Origin of the sequence: Gracilibacillus alcaliphilus (assembly GCF_016909015.1) — a bacterium.
Taxonomy (GTDB): Bacteria; Bacillota; Bacilli; order Bacillales; family Amphibacillaceae; genus Gracilibacillus; species Gracilibacillus alcaliphilus.
In genome coordinates this window covers 1-12,228 of record NZ_JAFBFA010000060.1, presented here as the reverse complement: position 1 = coordinate 12,228, position 12,228 = coordinate 1, and the positions used below count along the sequence as shown (strand labels likewise).

Sequence of the window (12,228 nt, the reverse complement as noted above, 5' to 3'; positions counted from 1 at the left end):
GACACTCTCTATACTACCAAGGGGGATTCTTTTCTGTAAAATTGATTCTACGCTCATTTCCCCTCATATTTCTTCATTACAGGAATGCTTTCTAATGTTTCTTTTTCTTGCTCTGTTTCCCAATAGTCCACAAGATTTTCTAACTGGTGTTCAATCTTTTGCAAATGTTGGATCTGCTTACGGACATTTATTAATCGCTCAGAGTAAAGCTCTACTGCAATATGAGCACATCCATTACTTTCAGTGAAATGGAAATCATCGCAAGCTAATACATGATAAATTTCATCCGTATTCATTCCTATCTTCAAAAATAATTGCACAGCTTTTACTTTTTCAATATCAGATTCCTCAAATTCTCGATATCCATTATCTAGCCTCGAAGGTCGAATTAGGTTCTTCTGTTCGTAATATCGTAAGGAACGAATGCTTACTCCCGTTCTCTTTGACAATTCCCCAATTTTCATTCATGATTTCCCCCTTTATTTTTTAACTGTAGCAATATCATAAATCATGACACGGTGTTAGGGTCAAGATTTTATTTTCACACCATATTCTCATCCAATATTAGAATGAAATGCCAGCCCCTACAGATAGGATAAAAAAGGAGGGATATCTAATTTTTCTACTTAATAAGGGGCACTACTACTTCTCACAAGCAAGATATAGGCATCCCCTCTAAATTAGGAGGTAATAGCATGAGTTTGTTATCTTAAAGCATTAATTTTTTTATTTATGCAGAAAAAGACCAAAAATAAATCTATGTCAAAAAATTGAACACTAGAAATGCTGAATTTCTTAACATAGATCCATATGTAATCAGATAATTCCACTAAACGATTAGTTTCGAGCATTATAGCTTGCTGTCCAAGCTCACACAGATCAATAATTTTGATCCATTCAGGAATAGCTATATAAAGCACATATAATTTGTTAAAGTCATATTCCAATTTCTTCTCATGTACACAAATATGGCGAGTATATACCTCACTAAATTTTTATAAAAATAAGCCAGACCCATTAATGATTTCATCACTAGAAAGCAGCGTCGTTTCATATATCGTTTTATTGTGCCTCTTCATGAAAGATTGAACAACCTTAAATCCTACTGCATAACCAGCGCAAAAAGAAAGACCTACAGGCTGGTATCCTTCTTGTTTGGCAATCTCATCTCCAAACATATAACTACTGACTTCTGCAAACCCTTTTATCCCTAGAGCTTCTCCAATCACATCGATGGAATAATCTAAATCGTCTTGATCCATACTGGTCACCCATGGACCTAACTGTTCCTCTCCATATAGCTCTTGTGCAAATGAATCAGCTAAACCTTCGATAACAAGGTAATCTCCCAATGTTACATTTCCGTGGTCCCAATCAAAATAAGAAAATCGAATATTGTGATGGAACTCATGAGCAATAACCGCGGGAATTTTAGGTATATTATATTCATTTGGGAAAATATTCACAGTAATAAATCCAGGAATTCCCCCAAATCCTGTATACCCCTTCTGAAGTTTCAATTTATCTGGATCTGCAACATATAATCCAAACTTCATTTCATCGGCATTTACTCTCAAACCTGCTTTATGCGTTGTTTCTATACAAGTTTCGATCGTCGTTTTTGCCACTTCATGGGCATTATTATCTTTTAAGATAGATAGTCCTTGTTGAATTTGTATATCATTAGAGATATCTGCATAACCTAGCATGTTTGTAGCCATTAAAACGTCATAACCATTTTTTTGTTTTGCTTTTATAGGGACATTTATTAAACTCCACATTTCCTCAAACGGAGCCATCATTTTGTAACGAAAATATTCTTTTCTTTCTTCTAATTCTGTAATAGCAAGCAATTCTGCATATTGATCTATTGTATTAATCGATTTATAGTTCAAACTCATTTTCCATTACCTCTTTCGCAAATATCATAAGATTTTCTTCGGAAACCTCTAGGTCTAAATGAAATAATACACTTTCTAGGTCTATAATCAGTTAATTCATATCATTTTTATTAAGGGTAACGAGGGTTACTGTTCTATTAAATCTTTTCGTTTATAATCTGGCATTTTATAGGCCTCTTCTGCTGTAAACAGTATCATTCACCTCCCTATTACAAGGGTAAAATATGACGCAGTGTTAAAGTCAACCTTAAAGTTGCAGGTTATTCAAAATCTCTTTTATGGAAAATTAAATTTGATTTAGAGGGGATGTAGATTAGCTATAAGCTCTTATTATTCTTCTACTTGTACCAACTGTCGCACAGAAGTATCCCCTTAACTATAAATACTTCGCCTCTTTAGTTCTGGAAACTCGTCTTGTAATCACCTCGACGATCAATCTTTTAGATATTGCATCATTTTGCTAGGGGGCCATACTTGATGTGCATGACAATAACAAATGAATATGATCTTTTCTCACACACCTTTGTTGAATTGTTATATTTCTCGCTTCACAACCTTGCTCTTGTTCTGTATGCAATTTGGCTTTGCAATACCTTATATCTATATTTGGTAACCCATTGATATTATAAATGGCATGACTACTCTTTTCGTATCCGTCCGTACTCTCATCTCATTCGCTAGTATTGACATAGATTGGAAAGGCTAAAAGCGGATAGCGTCTCAAGACAATGGAGTTAGATCACACATTTGCAAGCTGAAATCGCTCATTTTCCCACTCTCTTATAACTTTTTCATCAAAAACTTTTAGTAATAATCAACTGGGATATATCCATTTTAAATCATGAATGATTTCTTTTGATCTATCAAAAATGGTATACCTCCCTATAACTTTAGAGGTATACCGACTTTCTTCGCTTTCGTTAATCATTGCTTATCCGCTGGCATTATATAAGTGATATTAGGTTTATGATAAAACACTTCACTCATTATTTGAGTTAGCTTTTGGACTTGTTTACTTTCCCTCTTCAGTAAAACCATTGAAGAGGGAAAGACTTATGCAATCTCCTTTTATCATATATTTACTATGGCCTTTTGCTCCAAGGATGCAGTGTGCCAATAACAGTCTTCCTTTTATTATGACGTATAGCTGAAATAACACCGTTAGAAATCTCTTCATGCGTGAGCCACCTTGATGTGGAACCCTCTATTTTAAATCCAAGCTGCACATCACCATACACACAGTTGTTGGGGACGGTGATTTCGTTTGTAATGCCTGAAAGGTTATGACTGCTTCCTTTTATATGAATAAATCGCCATGGATTCTTTTGATGCTGAAGTTCTCCAAGAATGAGAGGGATGGCGTCAGGGGAAGTGCTATGAATCCATGAAACAACCAGATCAACGGGACCATATACTCGTATAGTTTGTTGTAAAAACTCTCTCAAAGCCTTACTATCTTTATAATCTAATGTGACAAGTTGGAAATTATTGTTGGTATACTCTGGACGCAACTGTTCTAATTTGTATTTGTTTCTCCCGACTACAGATACATGTTCTGCATTTTCAATAAGCCATTTCGTTGCTCCAGCAAGCATGCCAGTTCCTCCAAATACGAGGGCATGTGTCATATAGATTACTCCTTTCATTTGCTTGTTCTCACACCGCTTTCATTACATAATAATCCATTTCACAACCAGCAGTGTTCAAGTCAGTACTTAGTTGAAGAGCATATCCTTTAGCGAGTTAAGATCGTGACGTTCTATACGTCAACAAGTGAAATGGTCAGATGCAGTGGTTCCTTGCTCTCCATACTCTCTGCGGAGATATTTCTGAAAAAGCTAATCATGGCTGGCATGGGATGTATTTTCCCTTTTCGTAAAGATTATATATTAATCTTCAAACCATTTATGTTTTAAAGCATGGATTGCTGCTTGTGTACGGTCTTGAACTTCCATTTTGCCAAAGATATTTGTGATATGCGTTTTTACCGTTTTCTCCGTTATATGGAGTTGTGCAGCGATTTCTTTGTTGCTTTCTCCATAGGTGATATGTTCCAAGATCAGCCGTTCTCTGGGTGTCAACTCATAATAGCTGGAGAGATTCCTATCCTCTTTGGAGACATGCAGCATTAAATGGTTCGATACTTGCGGATGAAGCGAGGTTTCCCCGGCCATAACCATGATCATTGCTTTTTCTAGAAGACTTGGATCTACATCTTTGAGCTGGTAACCGTCAGCACCTGCACGAATAGCAGGTATGACATGGTCTTTATCAGAAGAACTGGTAAGAACAATCACTTTCACGTTGGGATAATCCGCTTTTATCCGTTTAGTTGCCTCGATACCATCCATGACTGGCATAATCACATCCATTAACACCATATCAGGCTGCAGTTGTCCCACTTGCTTCAAAGCTTCTTGACCATCCTGAGCTTCCCCGACAATATCAATGTCCGGCCGTGTTTGCAGAAAGAAACGCAGACCTTTTAAAACAACAAGATGATCATCAACGAGTAACACTTTCAAAGGGTATCACCTACTTTTTTATAGACAGGTACACGGACGGTAATCGTCGTGCCCTTTCCTTTTTCGCTATTCATGTGAAAAGAACCTTGAAGTTCTTCGGTTCGTTCTTTCATACTCTTAATCCCCAGAGACTGCTGTACCTCCACAGCACCTCCATCGCCTTGATCCATGACTTGCATTGTGAAGCGGTGAGAGTCTGATTGGAGGTGGATCATGGCCTTAGATGTCCCTGCATGCTTTTGAATATTATTCAGTGCTTCTTGACCAATTCGCAACAATGCTTCTTTACATGATTGACTTAACTCTAAATCATCTGGAGCTTCTATAGACAGATTGATTCCAATTTTTTGCGCATATTCCATCAGTAAAGTCATCAGCCCTTGTTCCAAATAATCGGGGCGAAGCTGCCAGATCAAACTGCGCATATCTGTCAGCGCTTCTTTAGAAAGCTGTTGAAGTTCAAGAACCGCGTCCAGAACCGCGGTCTCCTGCTTATCAACGAGTTCTTGTAACCCTCGTGATGTTAATGAAAGGGCAAACAATTTTTGATTGACGGAATCATGTAAATCGCGGGCTAATCGATTTCTTTCCTTGTCAACGAGTAATCTTTCCCATTCTTTATGCAAACGAATGCGTTCAATTCCCATTGACAGGTGATTAGCAAGTCCTTCCACCATACCCATTTCCAAATGATTGCATAAAGGGGCACTTCGACTGAGTAATAGCACGCCAAACTTTTCCTCAGGCCATTCGGGCATATACAAGGGGCATGCAATCGAACAAAGAGAGTTATGATCTGTTAAGGAAGAAAAATGTAATGGCTGCTTATTGTCTTGTATTATCTGTTGATAAACGTAGGCTCTTCGGACAATATCCGGTTCAGTTAAATTGATCTCTTTTTCTGGATCGAAGACTTCTTGTGGGCCTTGTTGATCTGAACAGAACTGGACGGTAAGTCTTCCTTGTTCCATTGTAATAATTGCGGCATGTGTCCATGTGGGCAAATGATCATGCAAACTCTGCATAATTCGCTGAAATAATTCAGAGCGGTTAAGAATATTGCCAATTTCGCGATTAACTTTTTCCGCATTGGCATATGACTCGATAAGATAGCTTGCAACGGAATCGACTTCTGCTTGTGTCTGCTGTAAATATAACCGTGTTCGTTCAACAGCTGCGCCTATCTGATAAGCAAGCGTTTCTAAAAGAATAAGCTCATCCTCATGAAAGTGATGACGTCCAGGTGAAGCTAAGTTTAGCAGGCCAATTTTTTTACCTCGAACCGTAAGAGGAATGCTGGCATGATGAGTAAGACCTTGTGTCTCACCCATATTATTTTTAGCAGCTTCTTCAAGACGGATACATTTCACATGGTTAACCGCCTTTTTCATCGCTCCTTCCCAATAAAGCTGCAGGCAAACACAATCCGTGCAGCCTTCATGACATTGCATCAATTCTGCTCGATTATCGGTTATTGCAGGTGGAAATTGGTAATCAGCAGCCAGATGATACGATGTCTCATCCTCTGTTAAAAAAATCCAGCCTGTTTCTAACTCCATGAGATCCAACAAGCGCTCCAATGATAATTGCAATATTTCATACAGGTCGGTACTCTTATTCAATGTCTCAGAAATTTCCCGCTGGATTTGTAAAGCTTTTTGATACTTTGACGAGTGTATGGCCATTCTCCACTCCTCCTTATTTTTTTACACCACTGTATCTCTTTCATTTCATCAAGTATTTCTATATTCTTTATTTCATTAACTCACTAAACATTTTTCTTTCTTCATCGTCGCTTCTCATATACTTAGCTTAACGAATTAACTAATAATGGTCAAAGAAGATGGCGCTGAATCGTTAGTGCTAATAGGAAGACGATTAAGTTTAATAGGCTTACGCGATGTTGCCGTTAAGGATGGTGATAGACTGATCTTGATTAACTACCCTCCCTGTTGTTGTTTGATCCTTCAATTATCTTTCACCTTCCATATAAAGTACTCTCGAACCCATTGCTTAAAAGTACGTGCTGGATGTCCAGTAATCTCCTCAACGGTTGGAACAACTGTATATGCCATCTTTGATGGATTAGCAAACCAATTGATCACCATCTCGATATGCTCTTCCGGGATATTCTCTTTCTGCATCCTTGAGCGAGCCTGTTTTTCCGTCAATTCAATGAATTGAATATCTCGTTCCATGACTGTACTGATAATTTGAACTTTCTCATGCACAGTCAATGCCTCGGGACCCGACAATGTGTAAATCTTACCTGTATGACCATTTTCCAGCAGTGTTCTGACAGCCACATCAGCAATGTCAGCTTCATGAATGAAAGCACTCAACGAGTTTCCGAAAGGTTCTCGAACAACACCCTCTGCTCGGATTGAGTCAATCCAATCGAGCGTGTTTGACATAAATTCACCTGGATGAAGCTGAGTCCATGACAAATTACTGTCTTCTACAGCCTGCTCCACCGTTCCTTTCTCACCACTCCATAGAACGGTGATATGCTGTACGTTTTGTTCCTCGGCGAGTTGAATAATTGCCTGACCTGGGAGCGGGCTGTACTCCTCCCCTCCTACTGTGATCAGGAAGATAAGGTCAACTCTAGCAAATACCGAAGAAAGCGTCTCGGGAGTAAAGAGATCTCCTTGAACAACCTCTACTCCTTCTGGCATACGTGCTGTTTCTTGATTACGGGTAAGAGCCACCACTTGCTTCCCTGCCCGATGGAGTTGTTCAACCACATGACGACCGACATTACCAGTTGCTCCTGTAACTAAAATTTTCATTGTTCCATATCCTCCCGCTCTAGTTTTTAACAATCAGTGGGGCTAAGGAATATTCCCACTGACCAATGTTTCACTTTATCGTACTGTTTTTAATGCACCGCTCCAGGCAACCGTTTGATCTAACATGGATTGGACAACTTCAAGGTGTAATTTTGCTGGTTTAAATGTGTTAAAGTTTTCAAAATCCGTAAAAATGGAGAATGTTGGATGATCCCGTACATCTGCAATGTGTAATTCGCCTAAAATGCCGCGTAAATGTTCTGCTGCACGAGCTCCCCCTGTTGAACCGTAGCTTACAATCCCTGCTGCTTTGTTATTCCATTCCCCGCGTGCTGAATCCAGCGCATTTTTTAATACACCTGTAATACTGTGATTATATTCCTGAACAATAAACACGAACCCATCCAAGCTGGCAAGCTTTGCTGACCATGCATGGATCTGTTCCTGATCACCTTCTTCTCCTACGAATGGCAGCTTAAAGTCAACAAGATCTACGACTTCATAATGTGCATCTCCTCGTTGATCAGCCACTTCCTTGACCCAATTCCCTACTTGCGGACTTACACGTCCCGGTCGTGTGCTTCCTAATATAATCCCTATGCTTAATTTTTCCATTGTCATTTCATCTCCTTTATTATTTATCGTTCTGAATGAATGGAATCGCAAACCCAAGACCATCTTTTCTTCTGAGTAAACTTCACCTACTCATTTTGATAAATAATGGTTTGGCAAGGCCAGCGATTGCTTGCTTTTGAATTACTTTTACTATACTAGCTTTGGAATGCAGACACCTCGTACCACTGTCTAAAATCTCCATACAGAAAAAGCCTTATCATAGATAAGACCTTTTCTACGACCATTGTCGTAATCGCAGCTTGAGTAACTGTAGTTTTAAACTGATTTGGAACAGGAGTTTCCAGAGCATCCATCCGCGTTCGTTAGCTTGTATTCAAAAAATGCCGATTTTAACCTTGCTTCATTTCCCAATTTCCTATAATGTTCTTCGAGTGTCACAAGAATAATTCACTCACGAGCTAATTTTATAACACAAATTTCTAGTGAACCATTGGATAAGGATATAGACATTCCACTAGGAAAAAGTGCAAATATAAAGCTGCTGCGAATACATTATAGTATGGAAAAGGATTGGATAGAATGGATTATCTCCGAATTATCAACACAATGAAGAAAGGATGATTGTAGGTATGTTAGAAGGATATAAATCAATTAAGAATATTATTGGAGCTGGCTATCCTAATGTTCATAAAATACAAAATCTATCGTCTGTTTAGAGAACACAAATCGTACTTATGCATGCTAATCTACAGTCCGTTAAAGCAGATTCATCTCCACTCTCAGACCAGCTGATGACTAGTTAAATGAATCCGATAAGCCAAAAGAAATCAGGCATCATCTTTCCATAAAAAGTTTGTTATAACTTGGGTAAATTCACCTGGTCTCTCTTTTTGAGGCCAATGCTTGCACCCATCCATCAGATAAATATCCGATTTGCTTATACTTTCATGTGCTTCTTTCGCATATTGAATGGGGACACTTGTGTCATCAGTACCATGCACACTTAATGTTGGATTTTTTATTTCAGAAAGTCTTCCTGCCACATTTGTGCGAATGCCTTTTTTTTCATTTCACTCCTCTGTGAAATGACATGAACGCCTTACCAGCATTGGAGGCCTTTAATACTTCCTGCATTTCATCCACAAGCTCTTCTGATAACTGGTCTAGGTCCCCAAACAAGCTATTTAACAATGTCCATTTCACAAACATCCTACATTTACTGGACAATTTATAAGATAGTTCATTGACAAAGGTCTGGGTATACCAATAGAATAAACGGCGAAAAGGAAGTTTATTGAAAATACCCCATACATATACCAATATTAATTTTTCGACTCGCATTGGATATCCCAACGTAAATCCTAGAGATATCCCCCCACCAAGTGACAAACCAATCAAACTAGCTTGACCAAGGTTCAGGGTATCCATGAATTGTTTCAAAAAATCGATATAAAACGATAGAGAATATTCTATATCAGGTTTATCGCTCAATCCATACCCAGGTAAATCTGGAGCATATACACGATTCGTTTCAGCTAAAGGCTCTATGATTTCACTCCGAGAGATTGGAACAGAAGCCACGCCTGCACCATGTAAAAGAATAACAGGTGGACCTGTATCGCCAGCAGTATAGCACTGGATATTGATATTGTTTATGTTTAATGTCTTCGTAGAGTCTTAGGAAAATGTCATTATTTTCAATGGTTTTGTAGCCCTATTAAACAAATAACTATTTATTTAAAAGAAGCTCCCTTATTAATTTCTTCTATCAATTTAGCAATTAATAACTTTATTGAGGCATTGACCTCACTTTTTACAAATTTCCCATCTTCATTCAATTTACTGTCTGCTCCTGAAATTAATAAGGCTCCACCATCAAATACATTCGCATGTAACATGCTTAAATGGAGTTCTAATGCTTGATGAGCGTTTTCTCCATTGCCTGAAGCTGTAATAGCTGCTACAGGTTTCGTATAAAGTTCAGCAGATGACACCAACCATTCTAAAGCATTTTTCAAGACACCGGGCACACCCTTTATATATTCGGGTGTACAGATAATAACTCCATCTGCTCTTGAAAGCAATTCTCTATATACTTGCACCTCTTCCGGTGGTTGGTCCCCATCTAATTCTGGATTAAAATGCGGAAGGTTTTCCATACCATGGTATATTTCATAGTCAACATTTTCAGGCATAACGTTTTTTAGATTACGAAGTGCTTTTTGAGTGGATGATTGTTTCCGAATACTTCCTGATAAGGCTACAATATTAATCTTTGTTCCGATACGACTCTCTCCCTCTATAATTATTGACACACACATTATCTCAGTTCAGAAACGTTCATTCCATCAATCTGCTCTTTAGTTTATAAAAACTCTTTTGAATGAGTGATATTGGCCGGTAGTGTGGTGACCAAATACCGCTATTGAAACGTAACACATGGAAGGTATTTCAGCCCTTCTACAGGCTCCTATTTTTCCAAAATGCTCGACAAGGGGCAGGGCTGCATCCCTTGGCCCTCCATGACATATATTAAGATTGGATTATCTAAATCATTACTCAATATATGAATATACTGGTTCGTTCCATTGATAACATACCATTTCCCATATTTATACATCCCATTCCCCTGCCTTCGTTGACACAGTTGTGTCAGATAGGTATAGTTTATATAGAAAAAAGTTCATTTTCAATCGACTGAAACAGATTGATGGAATGTGTGTCAAGAGGGAAGAATGGGAAAAAAAGAAGATATAATGACTAGTCTATTTTCTGTAATGGAAACGTATGATTTTCACTAATTACTGTTACTCAAATCGCTCAAGAAGCTAGAGTAGGCAGAAAAACTTTTTATCGGTATTTTAAAAATAAAGAAGACGTGCCTGAAGAATCTGTAGAATTGTTATTCTTAGAATATTCTTCATTCCAAGGAAATTATTTTGCTTCAAATTGTAAAGAACTAATTTATAATCATTTTTTATTTTGGATGAATCATCTAGCATACCTTAAGGTTATATATAATAATGAACTAATGTTATATATTTTTAAGCAATATCAAAAATATGTTCCTAAGCTTAACGACTATTATTTAACTAGTAAAAAAATTAATCATGACACCGCAATGTATGCGAATGCTTTTACCATTGGTATATTTTGGTCGTTGCTTTACATCTGAATAGAGAATGGAGCAAAAGAGTCTCCTGCTGAATTAGCAGCTATATGTATAGATTTTTTACAAAAAAGAGTATAAGACAACTATTATAAAGGTGTCTTTTTTTGAAATGCGGTTATTGAATGTTATCTGTTAAACAATGCTTGTGGAAGCAACAACTAATTTTCATCCATGAACGCTTGTTGAGAAAGAATAGAAAGAGCGTTCCAAAAGGCTGCAAAAGCAAGAGGAAATACAAGGAGGATATCATGTATACAATTGGACAAGTAGCTAAATTTTTAGGTGTATCTAGAGATACCTTGAAATTCTATGAAGAAAAGGAATTAGTCCATCCAAAACAAGATGTTGAAAATGGATATAGAAAATACAGTCATTTTGATATATATGATGTGATAACGGTAAATTTCTATAGAGAAATTGATATTGAAATTAAAAAAATCCAAGAATTACGAAAGAGTAAGAGTATAGAGGGAATCAAATTCTTATTAGAAGAAAAAGAACAAGAAGTTTTAGAGGACATCAAATATAAGAAACTTCTTTTGAAAAAACTTCAGATTGTCAAAGAAGACTGCGAAAAGGTTACACAATTCTTAGGGACATACACTGTCAAAGAAATGAAGGCTTTAGAAGTCAAAGGAGAAATGGAACATTTTACGACATATGATCAATATGAAACACTTAAACAGAACACAGACAACTTAAAAAGAGCCGTTACTCTAACCTCTTTACGAAGAGTGATACGTTTCAATGAAGCAGGTATGATCGAGGAAAAGTTTATTATTGTCAGAAAGGTCGAAGATTCTGATAAAGACATAGACGGAGACATTCTATTTCATCCAAAATGTATATATACCGTTGTTGAAAATGGCAGATGGTCAACTGGCGTGAAAAATATTGATCATAACGTGGAAGCCGGTCTTAGAGAAGCAGCAATAGAACATGGTTATCAACTTTTGGGGCTGGTTTATATCAATATATTACTGACCACTTATGAAGATGAACTTGAACGTGTATTTTTAGAAATTTATGCACCCATAGAGTAATGCATTGACCTGTGAGTAACCCCCAGGTTTAAACTGTAGGTATTAGTAAATGTATTTACTAAATTCTTACTGTAAAGCGGGGAATACATGTGAATGGAGTAAAGAAACTTAAAAAACCAGTAGCCGGGCTTGTCAAGAAAAGTGTGTAAGTTATTCTAAATACTTTAACACTCGTTCATTAAGATGGTCATGAATTAAGAACTGGTTCATGACCATTGC

The 12,228-nt window shown here is 37.4% G+C and carries 12 protein-coding genes; 2 read left to right on the top strand and 10 right to left on the bottom strand.

Translation table 11 applies throughout. The annotated features are described in order from the left end of the window. Positions 1-53 precede the first annotated feature (53 nt). The 10 genes from JOD18_RS23530 to JOD18_RS23480 all read right to left on the bottom strand — a co-directional run bounded on the left by JOD18_RS23530 (position 54) and on the right by JOD18_RS23480 (position 10,109). The gene (locus tag JOD18_RS23530) at positions 54-464 is read right to left on the bottom strand and encodes a MerR family transcriptional regulator (RefSeq protein WP_204671864.1); all 411 of its coding nucleotides are present in this window, start codon (positions 462-464) and stop codon (positions 54-56) included. Between the two features lie 531 nt (positions 465-995). Beyond that, positions 996-1,901 carry a DUF2268 domain-containing putative Zn-dependent protease gene (locus tag JOD18_RS23525; protein WP_204671863.1) on the bottom strand — a complete coding sequence of 302 codons (906 nt, stop codon included), beginning with the start codon at positions 1,899-1,901 and terminating at the stop codon, positions 996-998. A gap of 1,082 nt (positions 1,902-2,983) precedes the next feature. Next, entirely contained in the window at positions 2,984-3,529 is a 546-nt protein-coding gene (locus tag JOD18_RS23515) for a Rossmann-fold NAD(P)-binding domain-containing protein (RefSeq protein ID WP_204671860.1), read from the bottom strand. A 261-nt stretch (positions 3,530-3,790) separates the two neighbouring features. Continuing rightward, positions 3,791-4,420: a response regulator gene (locus tag JOD18_RS23510; protein ID WP_338029608.1), complete on the bottom strand. Its 630-nt coding sequence runs from the start codon at positions 4,418-4,420 to the stop codon at positions 3,791-3,793. A 2-nt stretch (positions 4,421-4,422) separates the two neighbouring features. Further along, positions 4,423-6,111: a GAF domain-containing sensor histidine kinase gene (locus tag JOD18_RS23505; protein WP_204671856.1), complete on the bottom strand. Its 1,689-nt coding sequence runs from the start codon at positions 6,109-6,111 to the stop codon at positions 4,423-4,425. 282 nt (positions 6,112-6,393) lie between these two features. Next, positions 6,394-7,218 (bottom strand): NAD(P)H-binding protein, encoded by an 825-nt coding sequence (locus JOD18_RS23500; RefSeq protein ID WP_204671854.1) that lies wholly within the window; start codon positions 7,216-7,218, stop codon positions 6,394-6,396. Positions 7,219-7,293: 75 nt separating this feature from the next. Continuing rightward, a complete protein-coding gene (locus tag JOD18_RS23495; protein ID WP_204671853.1) occupies positions 7,294-7,833 on the bottom strand; it encodes an NADPH-dependent FMN reductase in 540 nt (179 codons plus the stop codon). Positions 7,834-8,621: 788 nt separating this feature from the next. After that, positions 8,622-8,837, bottom strand: coding sequence for an alpha/beta fold hydrolase (locus tag JOD18_RS23490; RefSeq protein WP_204671851.1), 216 nt, complete (start codon positions 8,835-8,837; stop codon positions 8,622-8,624). A 22-nt stretch (positions 8,838-8,859) separates the two neighbouring features. Next, a complete protein-coding gene (locus JOD18_RS23485) occupies positions 8,860-9,375 on the bottom strand; it encodes an alpha/beta fold hydrolase (RefSeq protein WP_204671849.1) in 516 nt (171 codons plus the stop codon). Positions 9,376-9,527: 152 nt separating this feature from the next. Beyond that, positions 9,528-10,109 (bottom strand): NAD(P)H-dependent oxidoreductase, encoded by a 582-nt coding sequence (locus JOD18_RS23480; RefSeq protein ID WP_204671847.1) that lies wholly within the window; start codon positions 10,107-10,109, stop codon positions 9,528-9,530. A gap of 485 nt (positions 10,110-10,594) precedes the next feature. On the opposite strand from JOD18_RS23480, the gene JOD18_RS25090 reads away from it, so the two are divergent. After that, positions 10,595-10,969 carry a TetR/AcrR family transcriptional regulator gene (locus tag JOD18_RS25090; protein ID WP_204671865.1) on the top strand — a complete coding sequence of 125 codons (375 nt, stop codon included), beginning with the start codon at positions 10,595-10,597 and terminating at the stop codon, positions 10,967-10,969. A gap of 245 nt (positions 10,970-11,214) precedes the next feature. Then, positions 11,215-12,009: a MerR family transcriptional regulator gene (locus tag JOD18_RS23470; protein ID WP_204671845.1), complete on the top strand. Its 795-nt coding sequence runs from the start codon at positions 11,215-11,217 to the stop codon at positions 12,007-12,009. Positions 12,010-12,228 lie beyond the last annotated feature (219 nt).

Coding starts and splice junctions, on each gene's coding strand:
- JOD18_RS23530 (WP_204671864.1), bottom strand. CDS start 464: ATGAAAATTGGGGAATTGTCAAAGAGAACGGGAGTAAGCATTCGTTCC.
- JOD18_RS23525 (WP_204671863.1), bottom strand. CDS start 1,901: ATGAGTTTGAACTATAAATCGATTAATACAATAGATCAATATGCAGAA.
- JOD18_RS23515 (WP_204671860.1), bottom strand. CDS start 3,529: ATGACACATGCCCTCGTATTTGGAGGAACTGGCATGCTTGCTGGAGCA.
- JOD18_RS23505 (WP_204671856.1), bottom strand. CDS start 6,111: ATGGCCATACACTCGTCAAAGTATCAAAAAGCTTTACAAATCCAGCGG.
- JOD18_RS23500 (WP_204671854.1), bottom strand. CDS start 7,218: ATGAAAATTTTAGTTACAGGAGCAACTGGTAATGTCGGTCGTCATGTG.
- JOD18_RS23495 (WP_204671853.1), bottom strand. CDS start 7,833: ATGGAAAAATTAAGCATAGGGATTATATTAGGAAGCACACGACCGGGA.
- JOD18_RS23470 (WP_204671845.1), top strand. CDS start 11,215: ATGTATACAATTGGACAAGTAGCTAAATTTTTAGGTGTATCTAGAGAT.